The following is a 26,920-nucleotide window of genomic DNA, read 5'->3' as shown; positions in this document are numbered from 1 at the left end:
GCCGTCGCGGGCGAGGTCCTCCCCCGCGACGGCGCACGCCCCGAGCACGTCCGATCCCGAGGTGAGTGCCTCCCCCAGCGCCTCGTACCGGTGCGGCAACCCCGACCGCACGGGAAGCGCTGGACCACCCACCCCAGGACCGGCAGCCGCAAGACGACGCCCACGTGTGGCGAAGATCTTCACGGCAGCCCCCTTCGATGTGTCCTGCTCACCGTTGTGACGGACGCCATCGCGGGCCATGACGCGGAGCCGGGCGGGTTTTCCGGATTTTGCCGAAGGGCGCCCCGTGCACGCTCGGAGGACTACAGTGCGAGGCACCAGACGGGGCCTGAAGGGCCCCGGGAAGCGTCCGAGGACATGAGCGTTGCGACCAGCATCGAGGCCCCGGGGGACGCCGAGCTGATCTCGGCGGTCCGCGGAGGGGACGTCGACGCCTACGGCACGCTCTTCGAGCGCCACGTCGAGGCCGCCCGGCGGCTGGCTCGCCAGCTGGTGCCACCGGCCGACGCCGAGGACCTGGTCTCCGAGGCGTTCGTGAAGGTGCTGGGAGTCCTGCAGCGCGGCGGCGGTCCGGACGTGGCGTTCCGCGCCTACCTCCTCACCTCCGTGCGCCGGCTCCAGGTCGACCGGATCCGGGCGACCGCACGCCTGACGACCACCGACGACCTGGAGCCCTTCGACCCTGGCGTGCCGTTCGTCGACACCGCCGTCGAGGGGTTCGAGAGCGCCGCCGCCGCCAAGGCGTTCGCCTCGCTCCCCGAGCGCTGGCAGCTCGTGCTGTGGCACACCGAGGTCGAGGGCGACAAGCCCGCCGACATCGCGCCGATCCTCGGGATGAGCGCCAACTCCGTCTCGGCGCTGGCCTACCGGGCGCGCGAGGGCCTGCGCGAGGCCTTCCTCACCCAGCACGCGGCCGAGCTCGAGGCCGACACCTGTCGCTGGACCCACGGCCAGCTCGGTGCCTACGTCCGCGGCTCGATCTCGCGCCGCGACGGCGCCAAGGTCGAGGAGCACCTCGAGGAGTGCCGCCCGTGCATGGCGGTCTACCTCGAGCTCTCGGAGGTCAACTCCAACCTCGGCGCACTGCTCGCTCCGCTGCTGCTCGGCGGCGTGGCCTCGGCCTACCTGGGCGCGGCCGCCGCCGGCGGCTCGCTGCCGCTCGGCCTGTCGCTGCTCGTGGGCCGGGTGCGCGACCTCGTCGCCGGGCACGCGGCCACGGCGGCCGTGGCCGGAGTGGCCGCCAGCTCGGTGATCGTGGCCGGCGGCGTCGCGCTCGCGACCCGCGCCCCCGACCCGCGCCCCGACGCGAGCGGCTCGCGCGACGTGCCGGCCGCCACCTCCGACGCGTCGACGACGACCTCGCCGGAGCTCGATGGCGCCGACTCCAGCACGCGGGGCTCGTCCGACGAGGTCGTGCTGGTCCCCGGTGACGAGGTCGACCTCCTGACCGACCCGACGACGGACCCCACCGGCCCCACCGGCGACCCGTCGTCGACCTCCGACCCCACGGTCACCGAGACGCCGACCGACTCGCCCACCTCGACGCCGACGGACACCCCGACCAGCTCGCCGACCTCGAGCCCCACGTCCGGGCCGACCTCCTCGCCGACCTCGACCCCGACCGAGACCGCAACCACCAAGCCGACGCCGACCTCGCAGCCCACCTCGGAGGCGACTTCCACGCCGACCTCCACGCCAACCTCCACGCCAACGTCGACACCTACCGCGCCGCCGCCGGTCGTGCCGGACCCGTCCCTGGCCGGGAGCGTGGGTGGCGCGCGGCCGACGTACGACGTCGTGCTGCGGGTGGCGGGCCTCCCCCCGGGCAGCAGCGCGGTGCTGGTGGTCGAGTCCGACGGCAACGTCGTCCGCACCACGGACGGTCGGTGCACCTACGCCAAGGCGCGCGCGACCTGCCAGGTCTCCGGCGCCGACCTGTCCCCCTTCGCCTTCGAGGTCGTGGCCCCGCAGGGCGCGCAGGTGACCGCGAGCCTCACCCCCGCCGACCAGGACGCCGACACCGGCAACAACACCTGGCGCGCCGACCTCGGCTGAGCCCGCCGCCTCGTACCCCTCCGGACGGAGCGACCTCCCGGACGATCGTGTAGACAAGGACGCATGACGATCACCCGGTTGCTCGCCCGTCCGATGCTCGCCACGATCTTCGTCGTCGGCGGCGCCAACGCGCTCCGCAAGACCGAGGCGCACGCCGAGAAGGCCAAGAAGGTCACCGACAAGGTCGTCCCGCTCGCCCAGCAGGTCGCGCCGGGTGCGCCCATCCCGACGGACCCCGCGACGCTCGTGCGGATCAACGCCGGCGCGCAGATCCTCGCCGCCGCCGCGCTGGCCACCGGCCGCGCGCCGCGGCTCAGCGCGACGGTCCTGGCCGCGTCGCTGGTGCCGACCACGCTGGCCGGGCACCGGTTCTGGGAGGAGACGGACCCGCAGGCCAAGGCCATGCAGCGCCTGCAGTTCGCCAAGAACACCTCCGTCCTCGGCGGCCTGCTGCTCGCGGGCGTCGACACCGAGGGCAAGCCCGGCCTGGCCTGGCGAGCGCGTCGTGCCGCCAAGGACGTCCGCCGCGAGGCGCGGGTGCTCGCGAAGGACGCACGTCGCGAGGCACGGCTCGCCAAGGCCCAGCTGACCTGACGCCGATAGTCTTCGCGGGTGACCGACCAGCCTGATCACTGGCCAGCCCCGCGTCCCGACGGACCCGTCGAGCGCGTCGTCTCGCTGCCCGGCAGCAAGTCGCTCACCAACCGCGCGCTCGTGCTCGCGGCGATCGCGGACGGCCCCAGCGTCGTACGACGACCGCTGCGCTCGCGCGACACCCTGCTGATGGCGGCCGCGCTGCGGGCGCTCGGCACCGGCATCGAGGACGCCGACGGTCATTGGACCGTCACTCCCGCAGCCTGGGACCGCGACGCCGAGGTCGACTGCGGGCTCGCTGGGACCGTGATGCGTTTCGTCCCGCCGGTCGCCGGGCTGGCCCGCGGCAGGGTCGGCTTCGACGGTGACCCCCACATGCGCCTGCGCCCGGTCGGCCAGATGCTCACCGCCCTGTCCGCGCTCGGCGTCACGGTCGAGGACGGCGGCCGGGGCGCCCTGCCGTTCGCGGTGGTCGGCGACGGCACGGTCGCGGGCGGCACGGTCACCATCGACGCGAGCGCGTCGTCGCAGTTCGTCTCGGCGCTGCTGCTCGCCGGTGCCCGCTACGAGCACGGGGTCGACGTACGCCACGTCGGCAAGCCGGTGCCCTCTCTCCCCCACATCGAGATGACCGTCCAGATGCTGCGCCGGCACGGTGTCGAGGTCGACGACACCGACGCCAACCGGTGGGCCGTCGCGCCCGGACCGGTCGCGGCGGTCGACCACGACATCGAGCCCGACCTCTCCAACGCGGCGCCGTTCCTCGCGCTGGGTGCCGCCACCGGGGGGACCGTCACGGTGCGCGACTGGCCGGCGAGCACCACGCAGCCGGGCGACCAGTTCCGCGAGATCCTCGCCCTGATGGGCTGCGAGGTGGCCATGTCGGCCGACGGCCTCACCGTCTCCGGGCCGGATCGGCTGTCGGGTGTCGACCTCGACCTGCACGACGTCGGCGAGCTCACTCCGGCGGTCGCCGCCCTCTGCGCGCTGGCGGACTCACCGTCGCACCTCCGCGGGATCGCCCACATCCGCGGCCACGAGACCGACCGGATCACCGCCCTCGCCACCGAGCTCGGCCGCCTCGGCGCCGAGGTCGAGGAGCGCGAGGACGGCCTCTCGATCACGCCGGCTCCCCTGCACGGCGGCGTCTTCCACACCTACGCCGACCACCGGATGGCCCACGCCGGCGTCATCCTCGGCCTCGCCGTCGACGGAGTCCTGGTCGAGGACGTCGCGACCACGTCGAAGACCTTCCCCGACTTCGCCGCCGCGTGGAGCGCCGCGGTGCTGGGCGGGGACTCGTGAGCAACCGCTACTCCGAGCACGACCACGAGCACTACGAGCGGCCCCGGCGCCGTACCCGACCGCGCACGAAGGACCGTCCGTCCTACGACGACGCCGTCGACGCCCGCGTCGTCACGGTCGACCGCGGCCGGTTCACCCTCCTGCTCGACGGCCGCCGGGTGATGGCGATGAAGTCGCGACCGCTCGGCCGCAAGGGCGTGGTGGTCGGCGACCACGTCCGTGTCGTCGGTGACACCAGCGGCGACGACGGGTCGCTCGCCCGGATCGTCGAGGTCGTGCCCCGTACGACGACGCTGCGCCGCACTGCCGACGACGACGACCCGGTCGAGCGGGTCATCGTCGCCAACGCCGACCAGCTCGTCGTCGTCACCGCGCTCGCCGATCCGGAGCCACGCCCGCGACTGATCGACCGCGCGCTCGTGGCGGCGTACGACGCCGGGATGACGCCGCTGCTCTGCATGACCAAGGCCGACCTCGCCGACCCGGAGACCCTCCTGTCGACCTACCGCTCGCTCGGCGTGCCGTGGGTCGTGACCAAGCTCAAGGGCGAGTCCGCGGGGGACCTGGCCGAGCTCCGCGAGCGGCTCAAGGGCAGGACGAGCGTGCTCGTCGGGCACAGCGGCGTCGGCAAGTCGACGCTGGTCAACGCGCTCGTCCCCGACGCCCGTCGCGAGGTCGGCATCGTCAACGCGGTGACCGGGCGCGGGCGCCACACCTCCACCAGCGCGTACCTCCTCGAGCTGCCCGACGGCGACGGCTGGATCATCGACACCCCCGGCATCCGCTCCTTCGGGCTCGCCCACGTGCAGCCCGAGAACCTCATCGAGGCCTTCCCCGACCTCGAGGAGATGACCGAGGACTGCCCGCGCGGGTGCACCCACGGCGCCGACGAGCCCGAGTGCGGGCTCGACGAGGCCGTCGCCGCCGGCGAGACCGACCCCGACCGGGTCGAGTCCTTCCGCCGGCTGCTCGCCGCCCGCGAGGGCGCGAGCGACTGGTAGGTCGTACGGCCACACGTGTGGCGGTGGTGGCCCCTTGACCGTCCGATCGAGGGCCACGACCCGGACACGTGTGCGCGCCTGGCCTTGAGGATCTAGCCCCAGACGGCGCGCGCGCCGGACTCCCCGGCGAGGAAGAGCGTCACCAGCAGGGCGACGGCACCGATGGCGAGGACGACCAGCACCGGCACGCCGAAGCGGGTCTCGCGGGCTCCCTTGCCGGACGCGAGCGCCGAGACGCCGCCGAGGGCCCAGGCCGCGACGAGCGAGACGATCGCGTAGCCGAGCGCGACGTTGCGGAGCAGCTCGCCGCGCTCCTCGTGCTCCTCGACCAGCTGCTCGAGCTCGGGTCGCGCCTCGAGCAGCGACTCCCCCGACTGGGTGGCCACCACGGCCGCGACCGCGGTCACGACCGACAGCGCCACGAGGGGCCAGCGCAGCAGCCACCGCCACCGCGGGACGAACGCGTAGGCCAGCCCGGTGAGGGCCGCGAGCGGCCCCAGGACGACCACAGCGTGCACCACGAGCGGGTGGAGCGGCAGACCGTTGAGTTCCATGGGTGCAGGGTAGGGGTGGTTTCTGGCAATAGCCTGTGAACATGTCGCCCACCGGCCCCGCTCGTCCGCAGGACTACACCGACGACCTCCGGCTCGCCCACGTGCTGGCCGACGACGCGGACTCGCTGACCCAGGCGCGCTTCAAGGCGCTCGATCTCCACGTGATGAGCAAGCCCGACCTCACCCCCGTCACCGACGCCGACTCGGCCGTCGAGGAGGGCATCCGCCGGACCCTGTCGCGGGTCCGGTCGCGCGACGCGGTCGTCGGCGAGGAGCAGGGCACGACCGGTCACAGCCAGCGCCGCTGGATCGTCGACCCGATCGACGGGACGAAGAACTACGTGCGCGGCGTGCCCGTCTGGGCGACCCTCATCGCGCTCGCCGTCGACGACGAGGTCGTCCTCGGTGTCGTCTCCGCGCCCCAGCTGCAGCGCCGCTGGTGGGCCTCGGCCGGCAACGGCGCCTGGACCGGCCGCTCGCTGCTCAAGGCCACCCGCTGCGAGGTGTCGGACGTACGGCGCCTCGAGGACGCGTCGCTGTCCTACTCCAGCCTCTCCGGCTGGGACGAGCGCGACCGCCTCGACGACTTCGTCTCCCTGTCGCGCCGCTGCTGGCGCACCCGCGCCTACGGCGACTTCTGGTCCTACATGCTGCTGGCCGAGGGCGCCGTCGACATCGCGGCCGAGCCCGAGCTCGCGCTCTACGACATGGCCGCCCTCGACGTGATCGTGCGCGAGGCCGGCGGACGGTTCACCTCGCTCGACGGCAGCGACGGGCCGTGGGGCGGCAACGCGCTCGCCACCAACGGCCACCTCCACGACGCCGCGCTGTCCTTCCTCGGCTCGATCGACGACGACGGCACGGACCCCGACGTGCCGCGCCGCGGCCCCGGCTCGGTCAGCAGCCTGCGCGACCGGCAGGCACCTCCCGTCCTCGACTGAATGTGGCTACGGTTGGTCGATGAAGATCAACGACGTGATCAACGCGAAGCCCAGCCACGACGTCGTGACCATCGGTCCGGACGCCACCGTGCGCGAGCTGGTTGCCCTGCTGGCCGAGCACAACGTCGGCGCGCTCGTGGTGAGCGACGACGGCGAGCGCGTGACGGGCATCGTCAGCGAGCGTGACGTCGTGCGCCGCCTGCACGCCGACGCCGGCGTGCTGGACGCCGCCGTCAGCGAGATCATGACCGCCGAGGTGCGCACCTGCGCGGGCGAGGACGGGCTGACCGACCTCATGCAGACGATGACCCAGCACCGCATCCGGCACGTCCCGGTGGTGGCCGACGGACGGCTGACCGGCATCATCAGCATCGGTGACGTGGTCAAGAGCCGCATCGGCGAGCTCGAGTTCGAGCGCGACCAGCTCGACAGCTACGTCCACCAGACCTGAAGTCCACACAAGATCCCAGCAAGAGGAGTCCCTGTGTCCGAGAAGCCCGACGTCGACCCCCACATGGGCGACGCGCCCACCGACCTCGAGGTCACCGAGCTCGTCGAGGGAGACGGCGCGGAGGCCACGTCCGGCTCCACCGTGTCCGTGCACTACGTGGGCGTCGCCCACTCCACCGGCGAGGAGTTCGACGCCTCCTACAACCGCGGCGAGCCGCTGAGGTTCCGCCTCGGCATCGGCCAGGTCATCTCCGGCTGGGACACCGGCGTGCAGGGGATGAAGGTCGGCGGCCGCCGCCGGCTCGTCATCCCGCCGCACCTCGGCTACGGCGACCGCGGTGCCGGTGGCGTGATCAAGCCCGGCGAGACGCTGATCTTCGTCGTCGACCTGCTCGACGTCCGCTAGTCCGGCGCCTGGGCGTCGTGGACCAGGATCGCGACCTGGACCCGGTTCTCGACGCCCAGCTTGGCGAAGATCCGCCCGACGTGCGTCTTCACCGTCGGCACGCCCATGAACAGCTCGGCGGCCACCTCCGCGTTGCTGAGCCCGCGGGCGACCGCGTCGGCGACGTCGCGCTCGCGGTCGGTGAGCTCCGCGAGGGCGGCCCGCGCCGCGCGGGTGCGGTCGTGGGTGTCCGGGCCAGTGTCGCGGGTGACCGCGGCGATCAGCTGCGCGGTGACGCTGGGCGACAGCATCGGCTCCCCCGCGGCGACCGAGCGGATCGCCTCGACGAGGCGCGCGGGCTTGGTGTCCTTGAGCAGGAAGCCCGCCGCACCCGCGCGGAGCGCCCGCAGCACCATGTCGTCGGTGTCGAAGGTCGTCAGCACGATGACCCTCAGGTCCGGGTGGGTGCGCAGCAGCTCCTCGGTCGCACTGAGTCCGTCGCGCACCGGCATCCGGATGTCCATCAGCACGACGGCGGCGCCCGACGCCGGCACCACGCGCAGGGCCTCCTCGCCGTTCTCCGCCTCGGCGACCACGGCGATGCCCGAGCCGCCCCCGAGCATCATGGCGAGGGCCGCGCGCACCATCGGGTCGTCGTCGACGACGGCGAGCGCGATCGGCGTCGGCCCCCCCGTGCTGCTCACGACGTCCACGGTATCCACGCCCGTACGGCGTAGCCGCCGGTGCCGTCGACCCCGTGGGTGATCCGCCCGCCCGCCAGCTCCGCGCGCTCGGCGAGGCCGATCAGCCCGAGGCCCGACGCGGGCAGGCTGGGTCGCGCCACGGGTCCCACGGGCGCTGCGTTGCGCACCGCGACGACGAGACCGTCGTCGGGCGTGCCCGCGAGGTCGACGGTCACCGCTGTCCCGGTGGCGTGCTTGCGCACGTTGGTGAGCGCCTCCTGCACGATCCGGAACGCCGTACGGCCCGTGGCGGGCGGCACCTCGCCGTCGATGCGGTTGGAGAGGCGTACCCGCATGCCGCCGGCGGCCTCCTCCGCGACCAGGCCGGCGATGTCGTCGACGCCGGGCTGCGGCGGCTCCGGCGTGCCGTCCGTGGGTCGCAGTGGGTCGCGGAGCACCCCGAGCACCGCCCGCAGGTCGCTCAGCGCGCGCTGCGCGTTGTCCTCGATCGAGCGCGCGGCCGTGGTTCGTTCCTCCTCGGTCAGGTCGGTGCGATAGCTCAGCGTCCCGGCGTTCATCGCCACCAGCGAGATCCGGTGGGCGAGCACGTCGTGCATCTCGCGGGCGATCCGGGTGCGTTCGGCCGCGCGGGCCTGCGCGACGCGGGCCACCTGCTCGCGCTCGGCGGTGAGGGCCCGGTCGCGGTAGGAGTCGACGAGCTGGCGCTGCGAGGACATCGCGTAGCCGGTGGCGACGAGGATGCCCACGACCAGGAAGCCGAAGGCGGCGGACACCCACAGCGGCAGTGCGTCGTCGCCGATGCCGATCCGCTCGAGGACCAGTCCGGCCAGGACGTTGAGCAGCCCGATGACGGCGACCAGGCGCCAGCGACGCCGCACGGCGAGGGAGCCGACGATCCACGAGGCCGGGCCGGCGGCGGACGCGGAGACGAAGGAGAACGCGGTGAGCACACCGGCGACCAGCGCCGGGCGCCGGTGCCGCCAGCGGATCAGCACGAAGGACAGCAGCCCCAGCACCGGGTCGCCCACCAGGAACCACGTCAGCCTCGGTCCGGGCTCACGCTCCCCCGCAGCGACGAGGGGCAGTCCCCACACGACCAGGCTGATCAGGACCGCCAGCCCGTAGCGCCACGCGACCGCGAGGCGCCCGCTGCGCTGCGCGGGCTCGTCCTCGTGGCTCGACACCCCTCGAGCGTAGGACGTCGCGGCGGGCGTCCACGTCCGACCAAGGTGTCGTCGTGCGATGCACGCCGATACCTGGGGTGGACCCGACCGACACCTGTGCCCGATGTCCGCCCCTCCCGGCGCGGGGAGGCTGGGGCCATGATCACGATCGAGAACCTCACCAAGCGCTACGGCGGCTTCACCGCCGTCGACGACATCTCCTTCGAGGTGCGTCCCGGCAGCGTCGTCGGCTTCCTCGGGCCCAACGGCGCCGGCAAGTCGACCGCGATGCGGATGATGACCGGCCTCACCCCACCCACCTCGGGCGGGGCCACACTGCTCGGCCAGACCTACCGCGAGCTGCACAACCCCGGCCGGCAGGTCGGCGTCATGCTCGACGCCTCGGCCCAGCACCCCGGCCGCACGGGCCGCGAGGTGCTCCGCGTCGCCGCGGTATCCATCGGGGTCTCCAGGGCCCGCGTCGAGGAGGTGCTCGCCCTGGTGGGCCTGAGCGACGAGGAGGCGGGCCGCCGGGTCCGCAACTACTCCCTCGGCATGCGCCAGCGGCTCGGCATCGCCGCCGCGCTCCTCGGCGAGCCACAGGTCCTGATCCTCGACGAGCCCGCCAACGGCCTCGACCCGCAGGGCATCCACTGGATGCGCGGGCTGCTGCGCCGCTTCGCCGACGGCGGCGGCACCGTGCTGCTGTCGAGCCACCTGCTCCACGAGGTGCAGATCGTGGCCGACGACCTGGTCATGATCGGCCGGGGCCGGATCGTGGCGATGGGCTCGAAGGACGAGCTCCTCGCCCGCGGCGGTACGACGGTGCGCTCCACCGACGACGTACGGCTCGCCTCCCTGCTGGAGCAGGCCGACGTGCCCGTCACCAGGGCCGGGTCGGGCCTCGTCGTCGACGCCGAGCCCGGCGTGGTCGGCCGCATCGCCGCCGACGAGCGGGTCGTGCTCCTCGAGCTGCGGTCCGGAGGCTCCGAAGGCCTCGAAGAGATGTTCCTCGGCCTCACGGCCGCCACTTCGCGCGAAGGAGACGCCGCATGAGCACCGCCACCCTCGAGGGACGTCCCGGCGTCCCCTTCTCCCGCACCCTGCGCGCGGAGCTGCGCAAGATGGTCGACACCCGCTCCGGCCGCTGGATGATCGTCGTGATGGCCGCCGCGGCCGCGCTCATCCTCGCGGGCTTCGTCATCTGGGGTCCCGCCGAAGACGCGTCGTTCCGGGGCCTCGTCGGCCTGGCCACCCTCCCGCTCGCCATGCTCCTGCCGATCATCGGCGTGATGGCCGCGACCGCGGAGTGGTCGCAAAGGACCGGGCTGGTGACCTTCGTCCTCGAGCCCCGCCGCGGCCGGGTGGTGCTGGCCAAGGCCCTCGCGGCGCTCGCCCTCGCGGTCGTGGTCCTCGCCGCCGCCGTCGCGGCGGCGGCGCTCGCCAACGTCGTCGGCGGCACCGGCGAGTGGGACGTCAGCGCCGCGATCGCCGGCGGGACCGTGCTCGCGCTGCTGGTCTACGTGCTGCAGGGCGTCGCCTTCGGGCTGCTCTTCCTCAACACCCCGGTCGCCATCGTGTCGGTGCTCGTGCTGCCGACGGTCTGGTCGATCGCCACGACGGCCATCTCCTCGCTCGAGGACGTCGGTCGCTGGCTCAACCTCGACACCGTCACCGGCCCCCTCTTCGAGGGCCGGATGGCCGGCGAGGACTGGGCCCGGCTGGTGACCTCGGCCGCGGTCTGGGTGCTCCTGCCACTGGCGATCGGCACCTACCGGGTGCTCCACCGCGAGGTGAAGTAGCCGGCCCCCATCCCGCTACCAGGGGACGTCGATCTCGACCTCTCCGGTGGCGACCCGGGCCGCCTGCCCGCCCAGCGTGACCACGTCACCCGCGGCGAGCTGGCGGCCCCGTCGCGTCTCCACCTCGCCGTTGACCCGGACGGCGCCGTCCGCGATCACCGGCTTGGCCTCGGCACCGGTCTCGACGAGGTTGGCGAGCTTGAGGAACTGGCCCAGGCGGATCGACTCGTCACGGATCGGCACGTCGACGGGGTCCGGGGTGGAGCTCATGGCTCCCAGTCAACCAGTTCCTCCGCAGAGGTCGCCTAGTGTGGTCGACCGTGGGGACACGACGGTGGATGACGATGCTCGCGGCCGGCCTGATCGGCCTGGCCACCCTGACGGCGGCCGTCTCGTCGGGCACAGCAGCAGGTGAGGGTGCGGCAGCTCGCAACAAGTCCGGCTGCTTCACCGACACCGGCGTCGAGGTCTGCTTCTCCTCTCCCCCCCACGTCCCGTCCGACCCGACGGTGCTGCGCCGCGCGAGCACGCTGTTCGAGTCGGCCGGGCCCGGCGACACGATCCGCGTGGCGATGTTCCGCTGGGACATCAAGCCCCCGACCGAAGCTCTGCTCGCCGCCCAGCGCCGCGGCGCGACCGTCTACCTCGTCGGCGACGACGACCTGCGGCTCAACCGCCACGGACGCCGGCTCATCGAGGGGATCGAGGACCAGGACCCGACCCGCACGAACGTCACGATCTGCGACGGCGCCTGCCTGCCGTGGCGCGCACCCGGCCCCTACCCGGACAGCCAGGACGTCCAGCACCTGAAGTTCTACCTGACCGACATCGGCGGCGTGCAGTCGTTCATCACGTCCTCGGCCAACCTCGAGGACCGCCAGTACCGCCAGTACAACTCGATGCTCAAGATCGACGACCCCGGCCTCTACGCCTTCGGCCTCGACTACTTCACGCGGCTCGAGGCGCAGAGCACCAAGGCCGGCGGCAAGCGGTGGGACGACCGGGACAAGGTGTACTCCCACGGCCCGATCACCGCGACCGTCTACCCCAACCGTCGCGACCTGCTCCTGGACACGATGAAGGACCTGTCGTGCCCGAAGGGGTCGCGCGTCTCCGCCATGTTCGCCGTCATCCAGCGCGACGACGTACGACGGCAGCTGGCGCGCCTGTCGAGGGCGGGCTGCAAGGTCCGGGTGATCACCTCGCGCGACACGATCGAGAACTGGATCGAGACGCCCCAGCCGACCGGCGACATCCCCGACGACGCCGTCCGCACCGTGCTCACCCACGACAAGTTGCTGGTCGCGCACGCCGGCTACCGCGGCAAGGTCACCGACCTCGTCGTGACCGGGACGTCCAACACGACGTGCGGCGGACTGCTCTACAACGACGAGGTGATGGTGCGCATCGTCGGCAACCGGTGGCTCCACGACCAGTACCTCGCGCACTTCGACGACGCGTACTCGCGGGCGTTCCAGGGTCGGTCGGGGGTCATGCCGGTGATGAAGCCCTGCCGGAAGTAGGGCTCAGCTGACCGCCAGGCTGATCGCGTGGATCACCACGCCGACCAGACCGCCGACGATCGTGCCGTTGATCCGGATGAACTGCAGGTCGCGCCCGACGTGCAGCTCGATCCTGCGGGCGGCCTCCTTGCCGTCCCAGCGCTCGATGGTGTGGGTGATCACGGTGGTCAGCTCGGCGCCGTAGCGGCCGACGGCGAAGACCGCGACGTCGGCGGCCCGGCGGTCCAGGCGCTCGCGGAGGGCGGCGTCGTCGCGCAGCCGCCCGGCGAACAGGTTGAGCTCCTCGAGCAACCGGCGACGTACGGCGCCCTCGGGGTCGCGCACCGAGCCGAGGAGCGCCGAGCGCATCGCCTTCCACAGCGAGATCGCCGTCGTGACGACCTGCGGGTGCTCGAGCAGCCGGTTCTTGAAGCCCTCGGCGCGGTCGATCGTCTCCTGGTCGTTGAGCAGGTCGTGGGCCAGCTGGCCGAGCATCGAGTCGAGCGCCTCGCGCGCCCGGTGGTGCGGGTCGTCGCGGATGTCCTCCACCCAGGCGACCGCCTCGAGGTGGATCCGCGTCACGACCGCGTCGTTGAGCTTGGGCGGTGCCCACCAGGGCGCGCGCTCGCCCAGCACCCGGGCGAACGTGTCGGGGTTGTCGACCAGCCAGCGGTGCATCTCCTCGACCACGAGGTCGACGACGCCGTGGTGCAGGTCGTCGCGCAGCACCTCCATCAGCGTCGTGCCGAGCAGCGGCGAGATCGGCTCCTCGCGGAACCGTGGCACCAGCGCCTCGGTGACCAGGTCGGCGATGTGGTCGTCGCGGACGTTGCCGAGCGCGATCGCGGCGACGTCGGAGACCTCGTCGACGACGCGGCGCGCGTTGGCCGGGTCGCCGAGCCAGGTGCCGACCCGCAGCGAGATGGTCGCGGCCGTGACGCGCTCACGGATGACCGCCTCCTGGAGGAAGTTCTCCCCCACGAACTCCTCGAGCCCGCGCCCGAGCTCGTCCTTGCGGCGCGGGATGAGCGCGGTGTGCGGGATCGGCAGCCCGAGCGGGTGCTTGAACAGCGCGGTGACGGCGAACCAGTCGGCGATCGCGCCGACCATCGACGCCTCGGCGCCCGCGTTGACGAAGCCCCAGGCCCCGTCGCGCCCCAGCGTGGCGACGTACACGCAGGCGGCGAGCAGCAGCAGTCCGACCGCGACGGTCCGCATCCGGCGCAGCCCACGGCGGCGCGCCTCGTCCGCGCCCGGATCGGGCGTGATCATCGAGATGGCGGGCTGCGACTGGGGCATGCGGCCATCTTCTCCGACCGTGCCAGAATGCCGCGCATGCCTCGCACCGTGATCACCTTCGGCACGTTCGACGTCTTCCACGTCGGGCACCTGCGCGTGCTGGAGCGGGCCGCCGCGCTCGGCGACCGACTGGTCGTCGGCGTCTCGGCCGACGCGCTCAACGAGCGCAAGAAGGGCCGTGCCCCGATCTTCAGCCAGCGGGAGCGCCTCGCGATCGTGGGCGCCCTGAAGGTCGTCGACGAGGTGTTCGTCGAGGAGAGCCTGGAGCTCAAGCGCGACTACGTCCTCGAGCACGGCGCGGACGTCCTCGTGATGGGGGACGACTGGGCGGGCAGGTTCGACGAGCTGGGCGACGTCTGCGAGGTCGTCTACCTCGAGCGGACCCCGGCGATCTCGACCACGGCGATCATCGAGCACATCGCCGATCTGTGATGCGGATCTGACGCCTCGGCGCGTTAGGGTCGCCTGCGAGACGCCGACCACGAGGGGAACCATGCGCCGAATCGTCACCACCGCTGTCGCCCTGGCACTGATGGGCGGTGCGGCCCTGTCCGCACCCGCCGTCGCCGCCGGTGACACCCGAGCCGACCGACCCTCCTGGTCCGGCGCCGGCGTCCTGTCGCCGGGCGAGGTCCCCGACTTCGCCGACGAGGTCGCCCCGCCCGCGTTCGGCAAGCAGACCGCCTCCGACGTCCTCGCCACGGCTCGCCGCGTCCTGAAGGGCAGCGCGCTGCGGCGCGACCCGTCCGCCACGATCGCCCTGCGCGACCTGTGGCTGCGCAAGCCCGAGCTGAGCGGCAAGGAGCGCACGCTGGCCGACTCACTGCTGGCGCGCCCCACCGACGGCGCGGCCGACGACCAGGGCTTCGGCTACACCGTCCCCGAGGCTGCCCCTATCTGCAACACCCGCCTGTGCCTGCACTACGTGCCCACCGGCTCCGACGCGCCGCCGTCGCCCGACTGGCCCGCGCAGAACCTCGCGGTGATGGACTCGGTCTGGACCTCGATCGTGGACGACCTGGGCTTCCGCGCCCCGTTGACCGACGGCGTGCGCGGCGGCAGCCCGCTCTTCGACGTCTACCTCAAGGACCTCGGCGGCGACATCTACGGCTTCTGTGCCGGCGAGAAGCGGGTCACCAAGCGCACCGGCTCCGGCTACTGCGTGCTCGACAACGACTTCGCCGCCGCGCAATTCCCCGGCCCGGCCACCCCGACCGACAACCTGACGGTGACTGCTGCCCACGAGTTCTTCCACGCGGTGCAGTACGCCTACGACTACGCCGAGGACCCCTGGATGATGGAGTCGACGGCCACCTGGATGGAGGAGCGCCTCGCCACCCAGGTCAACGACAACCGTCAGTACTTCCCCTGGAGCCAGGTCTACGCGCCCTACGTCCCGCTCGACGCGTTCAGCAACAAGGCCGGCTACCAGTACGGCAACTGGACCTTCTGGGAGTACCTGTCCCACAACTACGGCATCAGCATCGTCAAGAAGGCGTGGCAGCAGGCCGGCTCGCTCAAGAAGGACGGCGGCAAGAACAGCATCGGCGCCCTGCAGAAGATCCTGCGCAAGAAGGGTGGCTTCACCAAGGTCTACTCGACCTACGCCGCGGGCAACCTCACGCCGGCCGTCAACTTCCCCGAGGGCGCCGAGTACCCGTTCCCCAAGCTGCGCGGCGGCAAGCGGCTCAGCAAGGGCAGGCGCGCCAAGACGTTCGCGGTCCGGATCAACCACCTCGCGTCCGCGTCCTACGCCTACGTCCCCGGTCGTGGGCTCTCGGGCAAGAAGTGGAAGCTCGCGGTCTCGGTCAACGGCCCGCTCAAGCGCACGACCCCGTCGGCGGTCGTCGTGGTGCACCGCCTCGACGGCAAGCGTCAGGTCCGCCTCGTCCGGCTCAACCGTGCCGGTGACGGTCGCACCCGGGTCAGCTTCGACGGGCGGAAGGTCGGTGCGGTGTCCGTGACGCTCGTCAACGGCTCCACGCGCTACAACTGCAACAAGAAGACCGTCCTGGCCTGCCAGGGCAAGCCCCTCGACGACAACCAGCGCTTCAGCGTGACGGGGCGCGTGACGAAGTAAGACCGAGGAGGGCGTGGAGAGCGGCGACGCACTCCCCGACCAGCTCCGACACCTGGACCGGGCGTTCGCCGGTCGGCACCGCCGACCAGGTGAGCGCCCGGTCCTCGGTGTAGGCCCACCACGCGCGTACGACGTCGCGCTGGCGCTCCGGGACGTCGAGCGCGACCATCACCCGGTCCGTGCTGCCGTCACGCACCGAGTCCATCACCTCGCTGACCCGGGGGTCGGCGACCCCGTGGCCGTGCACCAGCGCGAGGTAGAAGGAGCGGCGACGGTCGATCTGCTCGACCATCAGCCGGGTCGTCATCTCGACCTGCGCGTCGGGGGGCAGGTCCGGGTCGGGCGCCGTGGTGCGCAGGATCCGGCGCCCCGCGGCGGCGATGCAGGCGAGGTAGAAGTCGGTCTTCGTCGGGAAGTAGTGGAACAGCAGGCCCCGGGAGATGCCGGCGTCGGCGGCGACCTCGTCGAGCGAGAGGTCCTGGATCGGGGTCTCGACGATCTTGGCCAGCCCGATCCCCACCAGCTGCCGGCGGCGGTCGTCGGCGCTCAGACGCCTGCGCACCACGGGGTCGGACACACTGTTGAGCATTGCTCAACAGTGTGCGAAGGTCAACCACATGGACTTCTCCCTCTCCCCCCGCGCCGCCGACCTGCGCGAGCGCGTGCATGCGTTCCTCACCTCGGAGATCGAGCCGGTGGAGGCCGAGGTGCACCACCGGATCAAGGTCGCGCGCGAGAGCGGGGGCGACAGCTGGACGCCCGACCCGGTGATCGGGGAGCTCCAGGCGAAGGCCCGGGAGCAGGGGCTGTGGAACCTGTTCCTGCCGGCCGCGCACGCGGGGTCCTACGGGGAGGGCCTCAGCAACGTCGACTACGCCGCCGTGGCCGAGGTGATGGGCCGCTCGTTCCTCGCGCCGCTGGTCTTCAACTGCAACGCACCCGACACGGGCAACATGGAGGTGCTGCTCAAGTACGGCACCGACGAGCAGCGTGCCCAGTGGCTCGAGCCGCTCCTCCGCGCCGAGATCCGCAGCGCCTTCTGCATGACCGAGCCCGCGGTCGCCTCGTCCGACGCGACCAACATGGCCGCGACGGCCCGCATCGAGGGCGACGAGGTCGTCATCAACGGCCGCAAGTGGTGGTCGACCGGAGTGGGTAACCCGGACTGCAAGATCTTCGTGTTCATGGGCCTCTCCGACCCCGAGGCGGACCGGCACTCGCGGCACACGATGGTGCTCGTGCCGCGCGACACCGAGGGCGTGGAGGTCGAGCGGATGCTCACCACGATGGGCTACTACGACGAGCCGCTCGGCCACGGCGAGGTGTCCTTCACCGACGTGCGCGTCCCGGTCGGCAACGTCCTGCTCGGGCCCGGTCGCGCCTTCGAGATCGCCCAGGGTCGTCTCGGGCCGGGCCGCGTCCACCACTGCATGCGGGCGATCGGCCTGGCCGAGCGCGCCCTGGAGCTCGCCTGCACACGAGCCGTCTCCCGCACCGCCTTCGGCAAGCCGATCGCGAACCTCGGCGGCAACCGCGAGCGCATCGCCGATGCCCGCATCGCGATCAACCGCTCACGCCTGCTCGTCATGCACGCGGCCTGGCTGCTCGACCAGGGGATGAGCCGCGAGGCCTACTCCGCCGTCTCCGAGATCAAGGTCGAGGTGCCCAACATGGCGCTCGACGTGATCGACATGGCGATCCAGCTGCACGGCGGCGGCGGCATGTCGGACGACTTCCCGCTCGCCAACGCGTGGGTCGGCGCCCGCTCGCTGCGGCTCGCCGACGGCCCGGACGAGGTCCACCGCAACGTGGTCGCCAAGATCGAGCTCGGGAAGTACGTCGGATGAGCCGCGTTCTCGTGACCGGAGCGGCGTCCGGCCTGGGTGCGGCGCTCACCTCCGCCTTCCGCGCCCGCGGCGACGAGGTGCTCGCCACCGACCGAGTGGCCGGTGACGGCATCGACCTCACTCTCGACATCACCTCCGACGACGACTGGGCCGCCGCCCTCGACACCGTGCGTGAGCGCTGGGGCGGTCTCGACGTGCTGGTCAACAACGCCGGCGTCGCCGGCGGCGGCCGGGTGGACCGCTGCACGCTCGAGGAGTGGCAGTGGATCACCGACATCAACCTCTTCGGGCTGGTCCGCGGGACGCGGACCTTCGTCCCGATGCTCAAGGAGCAGCGTTCGGGCCACCTGGTCAACGTCGCCTCGCTCGCCGGCCTGGTCCACCCGGGAGGGATGGGCTCCTACAACGCCACGAAGGCCGCGGTGGTGGCGTTCACCGAGACCTGCGGCCACGAGCTGGCGTCGTACGGCATCCGGGCGAGCGTGGTGTGCCCCTCCTACTTCCGCACGAACCTGATGGACTCGATGCAGGGCAGCGACGAGGCGATCGGCCAGGTCGTGGGCGGCCTCGTCGAGCGCTCCAGGATCAGCGCCGACGACATCGCGGCCGCCGTGCTGGCGGGGATGGACGCCGGGGAGGACGTGATAGTGCCCGACGAGCCGGCGCGCCAGGCGTACTTCCTCAAGTGGGCCGACCGCCCCGCCTACGACGCGGTGATGCGCGACCAGGCCGCCAAGCTGGGCGCGCTCCCGTGAGCGAGGTGGCGGGCGCCCGGGCGGTGCGGGACGAGGACGCCTTCGACGTGGCGAGGGTCGCCTCGTGGCTGCGGGACAACGCCGACAGCCCGGACGGGCTGGACGGCGAGCCCGAGGTGCGGCAGTTCACCGGCGGCGCGTCCAACCTGACCTACCTGCTGCGCTACCCGTCCGGCCGCGACCTGATCGTCAGGCGCGCTCCGTCCGGCACGAAGGCCAAGGGGGCGCACGACATGCGCCGGGAGTACGTCATCCAGTCGGCGCTCGCCCCCGTCTTCGACTACGTCGCCCCGATGGTCGCTTTCTGCGACGATCCCACCGTCATCGGCGGCGACTTCTACGCCATGGACCGGATCGCCGGCGTCATCCCGCGCAGCGAGTGGCCCGCCGACGTGCCCCTCTCGCCGGAGCAGGCACGCGCGCTGTGCCTTGACGCCGTCGACGTGCTCGCCGAGCTGCACGGCATCGACCCCGCCGCCGCTGGGCTGTCCCACCTCGGGAAGGGCCTGGGCTACGTCCGGCGCCAGGTCGAGGGGTGGTCGACGCGCTACCGCAACGCCCGCACGGAGGACGTGCCCGACCTCGAGGCGGTGATGGCCTGGCTCGACGCCCGCCAGCCCGACGACGTCGCGACGTGCGTGATCCACAACGACTTCAAGCTCGACAACCTCGTCCTCGCCGGTGACGACGTCACCCGCGTGGTCGGCGTGCTCGACTGGGAGATGGCGACCCTCGGCGACCCGCTGATGGACCTCGCCGGGTCGATGGCCTACTGGGTGCAGGCCGACGACGACCCGGAGTTCCAGATGATGCGGCGGGTGCCGACGCACCTGCCGGGGATGCTGACCCGCGACGAGCTCGTGGCGGCGTACGCCGAGCGCACCGGTCGCTCCGTCACGCCAGCGCAGTGGCGGTTCTACGAGGTGTTCGGGCTGTTCCGGATGGCCGTGATCGCGCAGCAGATCTACTACCGGTACTTCCACGGCCAGACGACCAACGAGATGTACGCCCTCTTCGGGCCCGCCGTGCAGATCATCGGCCGGCGCCTCGACGGGCTGATCGCTGGTGACCCGGGGTGAGCTCGATCCTCCTGGTCCGGCACGGGCAGGCCTCTTTCGGTGCCGCCGACTACGACGACCTCTCCCCCGTCGGCCACGAGCAGTCACGGGTGCTCGGGGCGGCGCTCGCGTCCCGCGGGGTCGTCCCCGACCTCGTCGTGACCGGCGAGATGCGCCGGCACGCGCAGACCGCCGCCGCGCTGCTCGAGGGAGCGGGCTGGTCCCACGGCACCGAGGCCGACGCCGGGTGGAACGAGTTCGACCACCTCCAGGTGCTCGGTGTCCACGACTCCCCCGAGGCCGCGGAGGGCGAGTCGGAGGCAGCCGCCTTTCAGCGGTGGTTCGAGGAGGCGACACGGCGCTGGACGAGCGCCGGCCACGACGTGGCGTACGACGAGTCGTTCCCGGCGTTCACCCGCAGGGTCGACGCGGCCCTCTCGCGGTTGGTCGACGGCCTGCCGCCGCGGGGCACCGCCGTCGTCCTGACCAGCGGCGGCGCCATCGCCTGGGTGGTCGCGGCGCTCCTCGCCGACGCCGACCCCGCGCGCACGGACCTGTGGCTGCGCCTCAACCCGGTCTCGATCAACACCGGCACCTCGACGATCGTCCGCGGCCGCCGCGGCACGACGCTCGTCGCCTTCAACGCCCACGACCACCTCTCCCCCGACCTGCTCACCTACCGCTAGGACCTCCCGCGATGCCCACGACCCTCATCACCGGCGCGAGCAGCGGCCTCGGGGCCGAGATGGCCCGCCAGCTCGCCGACCTCGGGCACGACCTCGCGCTGTGCGCACGTCGTACGGACCGCCTCGACGCGCTGCGCGACGAGATCCTCGCCGCGCACCCGGACCTCCGCGTCTCGGTCAAGGCGCTCGACGTCACCGACCACGACGCCGTCTTCGGTGTCTTCGAGGAGTTCGCCGAGGAGCTCGGCGGTCTCGACAAGGTGATCGTGAACGCCGGCCTCGGCAAGGGCCAGCCGCTCGGCACCGGCCGCTTCGACGCGAACAAGCAGACCGCGGAGACCAACTTCATCGGCGCCCTCGCCCAGACCGAGGCGGCCGCCACGATCTTCCGCAGGCAGGACGCCGGCCACCTCGTGATGGTCTCGAGCTTCTCCGCGCTGCGCGGGATGCCGAGGAACATCACGACGTACGCCGCGACCAAGGCCGCGGTGGCCCACCTCGCCGAGGGCTTCCGCGCCGACGTGCACGGCACCCCGATCAAGGTGACCGTGCTCTACCCCGGCTACATCGTCTCCGAGATGTCCGGCACGTCGGCGAGGACGCCCCTGATGACCTCCACCGAGAAGGGCGTCCGGTCGATGGTCGAGACGATCGTGAAGGAGAAGGCGTCGGCCCGGGTCCCCGCCTGGCCGTGGGCGCCGCTCGGGTTCGTCATCAAGCACGTCCCGGTCGGGGTGCTGCGCCGCATGGGCTGAGGTCCCGACCGGGGTCCTGGCACCAACGGACATCTGTCGACCTGCACCTCGTGACGCCTGTACTGGTCACGCACCACTCGGGTGCCGACATCTCCGGAGCAACCACATGCACCCCCTCAGGTCGCCACCAAGCTGTTCCAGGACGGTCGTACGACCCGCTGGTCCGTGACGTCGGGCGGCCGCTCGGCGGCGTCCTCGGCGAGGACGCCATCGAGCTGTCCCAGGGGGCCATGAGCTGCACGAGCCAGTGCCAGGCGCAGAACCAGATCCGCGGCTCCGTCCCGGTGCCGCCCGATCCGACGAACCCCACCCCGCTGCCGTAGGGCCGCACCCACCTGGGCACTCCCCACGACCCCACCCACCCCGCCCAGGTGCTCCGAAGCCCGGCGGTCCTCGTGACCGCCGGGCTCCTGTCGCGCTCAGTACGCCGCGTGCCGCCCCTTGGTCGTGGCGCGTCGCCACCGGCGCCAGAGGGGCGGGACGGTCACGGCCAGCGCGACGACTGCGACCATGGCCGCGATCGAGTGATCGACGTCGAGACCGCCCCTGACCGTGAGGAGGACACCGAGGGCACCCACACCCGCCGCGAGCATCTCCGGCGGCGTCCTCGGTGCCGGCCGGCCAGGACGTCGAGGGCGTTGGACGGGTTCGGACCAGCTCGCGCCGGACCGGCGTGCCGTACGGACGGCACGGAGCACCCCGGCTCCCAAGGACACGGACGCCAGGAGCCCCACGCTGTCGACAAACACGGCGTGCGAGCCCGACAACGCGGTCGGGACGCGCCGGCAGCAGCCCGATGTCGCGGACTGAGTCGTCGCCGACCGTCCACCAGGCGCCACGGCGTGCGTGGCAGTCAGGGTGGCGCTCGCCGCAACACGTGTCCGACTCCTGGCCCCGGATCGGCCCGATCGGGGGCCACGTCGCGGACACGTGTACCGTCATTGACAGGCAAGCAGTCACTTGCCTATTGTCGCGGCGTGGGCGACATCTTCAAGGCGCTCGCCGACGGGACCCGCAGGGCCCTGCTCGACGAGCTCCTCGAACGTGACGAGCAGACCTTGTTCGAGCTGTGCTCGCGGCTCGCGATGAAGCACGACCTCACGCCGACCCGTCAGGCCGTCTCGCAGCACCTCGACGTCCTGGAGGCGGCCGGCCTCGTCGTCGTCGAGAGACGAGGGCGCTACAAGCTCCACACCATCGACACCGCCCCGCTCGCGCAGATCGCGGAGCGGTGGCCGACCCGGAAGGCATCCTCGTGAAGCTCCAGACCATCAGCATCTTCGTCGACGACCAGCAGCGCGCCGTCGACTTCTACACCGGGACCCTCGGCTTCGAGGTCACCGCCGACGTCCCGCTCGGCGAGCACCGCTGGCTCACCGTCCGGCTCGGCAGCAGCCCGGAGGCGACCGAGGTCTCGCTCGAGCCCAAGGGCCACCCCGCGGTGGCACCGTTCACCGATGCGCTCGCGGGCGACGGCATCCCCTGGTGCGTGCTCGGCGTCGACGACATCGAGGCCGAGCACCAGCGCCTCGCCGGCCTCGGCGTCACCTTCACGCAGCCCCCGGTCGACGTCGGCCCTGTCATCGTCGCCGTCCTCGACGACACCTGCGGAAACCTGCTCCAGCTCGCCCAGTACACGAGCTGACGTCGAATGGGACTCGCCCCGACGGTCGGCTACGGCACCGGGGGGCGAGTCACGGCCCACCGAGACGGGGGTTCTGCGGTCAGGGCCTGCCACCATGGTGCGCGTCCGAGCGGGTGGGGACGAGATGAGGCGGCACTCTCGCGTGAAGTCGCTATGAAGAGGTGCGAACGCTCGCGCGCGTCCGCCTCAGCCGCGCTGGTGGCGCTCAGCCGTCGTACGACTCCGGGTCGGGCTCGCGGGTGACGTGCATCGCTGCCTCCTCGGCGGACGCGCCTGCGCCGTCGATGCCCACGTCGTAGGCCAGCTCCTGCTTGTCGGTGTCCTCGCCGAGGCCCTCGTCGGGCTGCACGAGGCGACCGGTGCGCTCGTCGGCCTCGTCGAGGCCGAGCTCGTCGTCGAGGGCGTTCTCGTCCTCGTGGTCGGAGTCGTCGTCGTCCTCGGCGTAGGGGTCGATGTCGGGCTCCTCCTCGGCGAGCTTCTCGTCGAGCGACTCACCCCGGAGGCGCTCCGCCTCGGTCGGGTAGTCGTCGTAGCCCTTCGGGGCACGGTCCGGCGGCGAGTAGCCGCGGTCGAGCACGTCCTCCAGGTCGCCGTCGTCGAGGGTGTCCTCGGGCTGGAGCTGGTCCTCGTCGTCGATCGACAGGTCGCCGTAGGTCTCGCGGTCCTCAGTCATGACCACAGCCTGTCCGACCAGACAGTGCCGGACAAGGACCGACGCGTCAGGCGAGCTCGCGCTCCAGCGCGTCGGTCAGCAGCGCGACGAGGGCCTCGGTCTGGATGTTGGCCGACGACGAGACCTCCTCGTCGGAGCCGTCGAGGGCGCGCGCGGCCAAGCCGGCCTTGGAGTCGATGAGCTCGGCGATCCGGGTGTCGATCGTCTGCGCGGCGATGATGCGCCACGCCGTCACCGGGTCGCTCTGGCCGATGCGGTGCACGCGGTCGATCGCCTGCGTCTGCTCCGCGTCGGTCCACGAGAGCTCGGACAGGACGACGTTGGACGCGACCTGGAGGTTCACGCCGACGCCGGCCGCGGCCAGCGAGCAGACGATGACCTGGACGTCGGGGTCGTTGACGAAGGCGTGGATCGCCTTCTCGCGGGCCTTCGGCGTCTGGTCGCCGCGGATCGAGGTGTGCTTGAGGCCGCGGCGGGTGAAGGTCTCCTCCGCGATGTCCATGACGTCGACGTGGCGGGCGAAGAACACGACCTTGCCGACGTTGCGTGCCAGCTGGGCGGCGTAGTCGGCGGACAGGCCGGCCTTGGCGCGACCGATGCGGCGGAACATCGAGAAGACGTTCTCTCCCGACGTGCCGGAGTCCATCTCCTCGCGCTCCCACGTCGCCACGCGGCGTACGAGCTCGTGGTCGATGCCCTCGACGACCGAGCCGGTACGGCGGGTCTCGAGCGCTGCCTTGTAGCGCTCGACGAGCCGCCGGGCGAGCTCCTTCTCGGCCGCGCGGATCGAGCGGGCGTCCTCGTCGTCGAGCTCGACGGGGATGTCGGCGATGCGACGGGCGGGGATGTCAGCGGCGACGTCGACCTTGCGGCGACGCACGATGCCCATGTCGATCACGGCCTTGCGGGCCGCCGGGTAGAACGCATGGTCGGCAGGGGTCAGCTCGGTCTCCTCGAGCTTCTCCATCAGCCGCGCCATCGGGGCGTTGTCGTCGATCCAGCCCAGGAACTGCCAGATCGCGCGGAAGTCCTCGATGTCGTTGATGAGCGGGGTCCCCGTGAGGGCCATCAGCAGCGGGCGCGCGGTACGGGCGCGGAGCTGCTCGGAGAGCTCGAGCACGTGGCGCGAGCGCTGCGAGGTCTTGTTCTTGATGAAGTGCGCCTCGTCGACGACCATCCCCTTGAAGCCGAAGCTCCCGAGCCAGCCGACGTGCCGGTCGAGGATCTCGTAGTTGACGATGATGACGTCGGCGAAGGCGTCGACCTGGCCACCGTCGCCGTGGATGACGGTGGCGCGGCGGCGCGGGATCCAGCGCTCGGTCTCGCGGGCCCAGTTGGTCTTGACGACGTTGGGGCAGACCACGAGCAGGGGAAAGGCGTTGGCGGCCTGCGCGGCGAGCAGGGCCTGCGCGGTCTTGCCGAGGCCGGGCTCGTCGGCGAGGAGGTAGGTGCGGTGGCCCTCGGCGGCGGACGCGATCATCGCGGCCTGGTGGGGCATCAGCTCGAGCTTGCCCGGGGCGTCGAGCGAGGTCGGCTCGGGCAGGTCCATGCAGGACGACGCGCCACCGAGCTCGAAGGACCGGAAGAGCGGGCCGAGCAGCTCCCAGGTCGAGAGCCGGCCGAGCACGCGACGGCGCTCCCGCCCGATCTCGAAGTCGGGGACGAGGAACGGGTTCGCGAGCTGGTGCTGCGCGACCGACTGCGGGATGACACGCCGCTCACCGAGGCCGGGACCGGCCTCGTCGTCCGGCTTGGGCTCCTCGGGCGCGGCCTCGATGCCGGCCTTGCGGAGCATCTCCAGGCGCAGGTCGCGGGCGCTGGGCGTGATGACGGAGTCCTCGGACAGCAGGCCGAAGAGAGAGGGGTCGCGCGTGGCCGTCTTGGCGAGGATCGTCGCGATGCCGTCGAGGCGCTTGAGCTCGTCGGCCTTCTGGGCGTCGGTGAGCTCAGCCGAGTGTCGTACGTCGCCGCGGTGCTCACGCACCAGCAGGGCGACCACCTGGAAGCGGACCCGCTGGCCGGGCGCGAGCGGGCCGCGCTGGACGGCGGACTCGAGCTCGCGGACGGCGCGTGCCAGGACGGGGACGATGCCCTCGTTGTCCTTGTGGCGGGCGTGCGCTGGGGTGCGGCGGGAGCCGCGTTGACGCTGGCGCTGGGCCAAGGGGTCCTCCCGGACGTGGATACGCCTAGCGGGACGGGCGAGCCGGTCGGCCTCGCCCTGGGCGCAGCGGCGTGAGGTGTGGAGCGGGCGGCAGGAGCGCGGTGCCGGTGGGATCCGGGGTGATCAGCGGGGCACGGCGTCTGGACGCTGCTGCCACTGTAGCCCCCGTGAGGCGATCAGCGGTAAATAACCGCTCAGCGAGCCTTCCGGTGGTCGACGATCCGCTTCATCTTCCCCACCGAGCGCTCGATGGAGGCGACGTCGACGACGTCCACCGCGACGGTCACGCCGATCCGGTCCTTCACCCGCTGGCGCAGCTCGGCCCCCGCGGCGGTCGCCTCGACGTCCGTGGTGTGCTCGCGCCGCTCGACCTTCACCGTCAGCTCGTCGAGGTTGCCGGTCCGGTCGAGGTGGCACTGGAAGTGCGGCGAGAGCGCCGGCAGGCCCAGGACGACCTCCTCGATCTGGGTCGGGAAGACGTTGACCCCGCGCAGGATCATCATGTCGTCGGTGCGACCGGTGATCTTCTCCATCCGCCGCATCGTGCGCGCGGTGCCCGGTGACAGCCGGGTGAGGTCGCGGGTGCGGTAGCGGATCACCGGCATAGCCTGCTTGGTCAGCGTCGTGAAGACGAGCTCGCCCTCCTCGCCGTCGGGCAGCACCTCCCCCGTCACCGGGTCGATGACCTCCGGGTAGAAGTGGTCCTCCCACACGTGCAGGCCGTCCTTGGTCTCCACGCACTCGCTGGCGACGCCGGGACCGATCACCTCGGAGAGCCCGTAGATGTCGACCGCGTGCATGTCCATCCGCTCCTCGACCTCGCGACGCATGTCGTTGGTCCAGGGCTCGGCACCGAAGATGCCGACCTTGAGCGAGGTCGAGCGCGGGTCGACGCCCTGCGCCTCGAGCTCGTCGATGATCGAGAGCATGTAGGAGGGCGTCACCATGATGATGTCGGGCTCGAAGTCGAGGATCAGCTGCACCTGGCGCTGCGTCATCCCACCGGACACCGGTACGACGGTGCAGCCCATCCGCTCGGCGCCGGCGTGCGCGCCCAGGCCGCCGGTGAACAGCCCGTAGCCGTAGGCGTTGTGCAGGATCATCCCGCGTCGCCCGCCCGCCGCGCGGATCGAGCGGGCGACGACGTCGGCCCACATGCCGAGGTCGTCGCGGGTGTAGCCGACCACCGTCGGCTTGCCGGTCGTGCCGCTCGACGCGTGGAGCCGTACGACGTCCTCGCGGGGCACCGCGAACATCCCGAACGGGTAGTTGTCGCGCAGCGTCGCCTTGGTCGTGAACGGCAGCCGCGCGAGGTCGGGAAGCTCGCGGATGTCGTCGGGTCCGACACCCGCCTCGTCGAAGGCCGAGCGGTAGTGCGGGACGTGGTCGTAGGCGTGGCGCACCGACCACTGGAGCCGCTCGAGCTGCAGGGCCCGCAGCTCCTCGACGGGCGCGGTCTCGATCGGGTCGAGGTCGCCGGGCTGCGGACTCAGGTCGTGCACGGT

Annotated in this window: 28 protein-coding genes; 19 read left to right on the top strand and 9 right to left on the bottom strand. The window is 72.1% G+C overall.

Going from position 1 to position 26,920, the window contains the following annotated elements:
* Window positions 1-357 precede the first annotated feature (357 nt).
* From L2K70_RS20390 to rsgA, 4 genes are all read left to right on the top strand, one after another.
* Window positions 358-2,055, top strand: a complete 1,698-nt coding sequence (locus tag L2K70_RS20390; RefSeq protein ID WP_236405214.1) for a sigma-70 family RNA polymerase sigma factor — start codon at window positions 358-360, stop codon at window positions 2,053-2,055.
* A 63-nt stretch (window positions 2,056-2,118) separates the two neighbouring features.
* Window positions 2,119-2,649 (top strand): DoxX family membrane protein, encoded by a 531-nt coding sequence (locus L2K70_RS20385; protein WP_236405213.1) that lies wholly within the window; start codon window positions 2,119-2,121, stop codon window positions 2,647-2,649.
* A gap of 18 nt (window positions 2,650-2,667) precedes the next feature.
* Complete coding sequence (gene aroA, locus L2K70_RS20380) at window positions 2,668-3,954, top strand: 3-phosphoshikimate 1-carboxyvinyltransferase (RefSeq protein WP_236405212.1); 1,287 nt, start codon at window positions 2,668-2,670, stop codon at window positions 3,952-3,954.
* On the top strand, window positions 3,951-4,955 hold the full coding sequence (gene rsgA, locus L2K70_RS20375; RefSeq protein ID WP_236405211.1) for a ribosome small subunit-dependent GTPase A: 1,005 nt from the start codon (window positions 3,951-3,953) through the stop codon (window positions 4,953-4,955). The genes aroA and rsgA overlap by 4 nt, the downstream gene beginning before the upstream one ends.
* A 92-nt stretch (window positions 4,956-5,047) precedes the next feature.
* Here rsgA and L2K70_RS20370 read toward each other — a convergent pair whose 3' ends face one another.
* Window positions 5,048-5,509, bottom strand: a complete 462-nt coding sequence (locus L2K70_RS20370; protein ID WP_236405210.1) for a DUF2231 domain-containing protein — start codon at window positions 5,507-5,509, stop codon at window positions 5,048-5,050.
* 41 nt (window positions 5,510-5,550) lie between these two features.
* Between L2K70_RS20370 and L2K70_RS20365 the strand changes: the two genes are divergently transcribed.
* The 3 genes from L2K70_RS20365 (at window position 5,551) to L2K70_RS20355 (ending at window position 7,306) form a co-directional block, all read left to right on the top strand.
* The gene (locus tag L2K70_RS20365) at window positions 5,551-6,450 is read left to right on the top strand and encodes an inositol monophosphatase family protein (RefSeq protein WP_236405209.1); all 900 of its coding nucleotides are present in this window, start codon (window positions 5,551-5,553) and stop codon (window positions 6,448-6,450) included.
* Between the two features lie 19 nt (window positions 6,451-6,469).
* Entirely contained in the window at window positions 6,470-6,901 is a 432-nt protein-coding gene (locus tag L2K70_RS20360) for a CBS domain-containing protein (protein ID WP_236405208.1), read from the top strand.
* Between the two features lie 63 nt (window positions 6,902-6,964).
* Entirely contained in the window at window positions 6,965-7,306 is a 342-nt protein-coding gene (locus L2K70_RS20355; RefSeq protein ID WP_236405220.1) for an FKBP-type peptidyl-prolyl cis-trans isomerase, read from the top strand.
* Here the strand turns inward: L2K70_RS20355 and L2K70_RS20350 are convergent.
* Window positions 7,303-7,989: a response regulator transcription factor gene (locus tag L2K70_RS20350; protein WP_236405207.1), complete on the bottom strand. Its 687-nt coding sequence runs from the start codon at window positions 7,987-7,989 to the stop codon at window positions 7,303-7,305. The two genes, L2K70_RS20355 and L2K70_RS20350, sit on opposite strands and share 4 nt — an antisense overlap.
* On the bottom strand, window positions 7,986-9,173 hold the full coding sequence (locus L2K70_RS21840; protein ID WP_236405206.1) for a sensor histidine kinase: 1,188 nt from the start codon (window positions 9,171-9,173) through the stop codon (window positions 7,986-7,988). Before L2K70_RS21840 ends, L2K70_RS20350 begins: the two co-directional genes overlap by 4 nt.
* Before the next feature lie 138 nt (window positions 9,174-9,311).
* Between L2K70_RS21840 and L2K70_RS20340 the strand changes: the two genes are divergently transcribed.
* On the top strand, window positions 9,312-10,208 hold the full coding sequence (locus L2K70_RS20340; protein ID WP_236405205.1) for an ABC transporter ATP-binding protein: 897 nt from the start codon (window positions 9,312-9,314) through the stop codon (window positions 10,206-10,208).
* On the top strand, window positions 10,205-10,954 hold the full coding sequence (locus L2K70_RS20335) for an ABC transporter permease (protein ID WP_236405204.1): 750 nt from the start codon (window positions 10,205-10,207) through the stop codon (window positions 10,952-10,954). The genes L2K70_RS20340 and L2K70_RS20335 overlap by 4 nt, the downstream gene beginning before the upstream one ends.
* A 15-nt stretch (window positions 10,955-10,969) precedes the next feature.
* Here the strand turns inward: L2K70_RS20335 and L2K70_RS20330 are convergent, their stop codons facing one another.
* On the bottom strand, window positions 10,970-11,224 hold the full coding sequence (locus tag L2K70_RS20330) for an RNA-binding S4 domain-containing protein (RefSeq protein ID WP_236405203.1): 255 nt from the start codon (window positions 11,222-11,224) through the stop codon (window positions 10,970-10,972).
* 50 nt (window positions 11,225-11,274) lie between these two features.
* On the opposite strand from L2K70_RS20330, the gene L2K70_RS21835 reads away from it, so the two are divergent.
* Complete coding sequence (locus tag L2K70_RS21835; RefSeq protein ID WP_236405202.1) at window positions 11,275-12,477, top strand: phospholipase D-like domain-containing protein; 1,203 nt, start codon at window positions 11,275-11,277, stop codon at window positions 12,475-12,477.
* A 3-nt stretch (window positions 12,478-12,480) separates the two neighbouring features.
* Here the strand turns inward: L2K70_RS21835 and L2K70_RS20320 are convergent, their stop codons facing one another.
* Window positions 12,481-13,755 (bottom strand): DUF445 domain-containing protein, encoded by a 1,275-nt coding sequence (locus L2K70_RS20320; RefSeq protein WP_236405200.1) that lies wholly within the window; start codon window positions 13,753-13,755, stop codon window positions 12,481-12,483.
* A gap of 36 nt (window positions 13,756-13,791) precedes the next feature.
* Here L2K70_RS20320 and L2K70_RS20315 point away from each other — a divergent pair, with 36 nt between their 5' ends.
* Entirely contained in the window at window positions 13,792-14,187 is a 396-nt protein-coding gene (locus L2K70_RS20315; protein ID WP_236405198.1) for an FAD synthase family protein, read from the top strand.
* A 61-nt stretch (window positions 14,188-14,248) separates the two neighbouring features.
* Window positions 14,249-15,835 (top strand): MXAN_6640 family putative metalloprotease, encoded by a 1,587-nt coding sequence (locus tag L2K70_RS20310; RefSeq protein ID WP_236405196.1) that lies wholly within the window; start codon window positions 14,249-14,251, stop codon window positions 15,833-15,835.
* Here the strand turns inward: L2K70_RS20310 and L2K70_RS20305 are convergent.
* Window positions 15,807-16,412 carry a TetR/AcrR family transcriptional regulator gene (locus tag L2K70_RS20305; RefSeq protein ID WP_236405195.1) on the bottom strand — a complete coding sequence of 202 codons (606 nt, stop codon included), beginning with the start codon at window positions 16,410-16,412 and terminating at the stop codon, window positions 15,807-15,809. The genes L2K70_RS20310 and L2K70_RS20305 overlap by 29 nt on opposite strands.
* A gap of 40 nt (window positions 16,413-16,452) precedes the next feature.
* On the opposite strand from L2K70_RS20305, the gene L2K70_RS20300 reads away from it, so the two are divergent.
* The 7 genes from L2K70_RS20300 to L2K70_RS20270 all read left to right on the top strand — a co-directional run bounded on the left by L2K70_RS20300 (window position 16,453) and on the right by L2K70_RS20270 (window position 22,581).
* Entirely contained in the window at window positions 16,453-17,682 is a 1,230-nt protein-coding gene (locus L2K70_RS20300; RefSeq protein WP_236405194.1) for an acyl-CoA dehydrogenase family protein, read from the top strand.
* The gene (locus tag L2K70_RS20295) at window positions 17,679-18,437 is read left to right on the top strand and encodes an SDR family NAD(P)-dependent oxidoreductase (RefSeq protein WP_236405193.1); all 759 of its coding nucleotides are present in this window, start codon (window positions 17,679-17,681) and stop codon (window positions 18,435-18,437) included. The genes L2K70_RS20300 and L2K70_RS20295 overlap by 4 nt, the downstream gene beginning before the upstream one ends.
* Window positions 18,434-19,516 carry a phosphotransferase family protein gene (locus tag L2K70_RS20290; protein ID WP_236405192.1) on the top strand — a complete coding sequence of 361 codons (1,083 nt, stop codon included), beginning with the start codon at window positions 18,434-18,436 and terminating at the stop codon, window positions 19,514-19,516. Before L2K70_RS20295 ends, L2K70_RS20290 begins: the two co-directional genes overlap by 4 nt.
* Complete coding sequence (locus L2K70_RS20285; RefSeq protein ID WP_236405191.1) at window positions 19,513-20,181, top strand: histidine phosphatase family protein; 669 nt, start codon at window positions 19,513-19,515, stop codon at window positions 20,179-20,181. Before L2K70_RS20290 ends, L2K70_RS20285 begins: the two co-directional genes overlap by 4 nt.
* Before the next feature lie 11 nt (window positions 20,182-20,192).
* Window positions 20,193-20,936 carry an SDR family oxidoreductase gene (locus L2K70_RS20280; RefSeq protein ID WP_236405190.1) on the top strand — a complete coding sequence of 248 codons (744 nt, stop codon included), beginning with the start codon at window positions 20,193-20,195 and terminating at the stop codon, window positions 20,934-20,936.
* A gap of 977 nt (window positions 20,937-21,913) precedes the next feature.
* Entirely contained in the window at window positions 21,914-22,195 is a 282-nt protein-coding gene (locus L2K70_RS20275) for an ArsR/SmtB family transcription factor (RefSeq protein ID WP_236405188.1), read from the top strand.
* The gene (locus L2K70_RS20270; protein WP_236405187.1) at window positions 22,192-22,581 is read left to right on the top strand and encodes a VOC family protein; all 390 of its coding nucleotides are present in this window, start codon (window positions 22,192-22,194) and stop codon (window positions 22,579-22,581) included. The genes L2K70_RS20275 and L2K70_RS20270 overlap by 4 nt, the downstream gene beginning before the upstream one ends.
* 205 nt (window positions 22,582-22,786) lie before the next feature.
* Here the strand turns inward: L2K70_RS20270 and L2K70_RS20265 are convergent, their stop codons facing one another.
* The 3 genes from L2K70_RS20265 to paaK form a co-directional block, all read right to left on the bottom strand.
* Window positions 22,787-23,254, bottom strand: coding sequence for a DUF5709 domain-containing protein (locus tag L2K70_RS20265; RefSeq protein WP_236405186.1), 468 nt, complete (start codon window positions 23,252-23,254; stop codon window positions 22,787-22,789).
* A 46-nt stretch (window positions 23,255-23,300) separates the two neighbouring features.
* Entirely contained in the window at window positions 23,301-25,415 is a 2,115-nt protein-coding gene (locus L2K70_RS20260) for a DEAD/DEAH box helicase (protein ID WP_236405185.1), read from the bottom strand.
* 194 nt (window positions 25,416-25,609) lie between these two features.
* Window positions 25,610-26,917, bottom strand: a complete 1,308-nt coding sequence (gene paaK, locus L2K70_RS20255; protein WP_236405184.1) for a phenylacetate--CoA ligase PaaK — start codon at window positions 26,915-26,917, stop codon at window positions 25,610-25,612.
* Window positions 26,918-26,920: the final 3 nt, after the last annotated feature.

It is taken from the genome of Nocardioides potassii (genome assembly GCF_021648885.1).
Lineage (GTDB): Bacteria > Actinomycetota > Actinomycetes > Propionibacteriales > Nocardioidaceae > Nocardioides > Nocardioides potassii.
The sequence above is the reverse complement of the archived record's forward strand: the minus strand, read 5'-3'. Positions and strand labels throughout refer to the sequence as shown.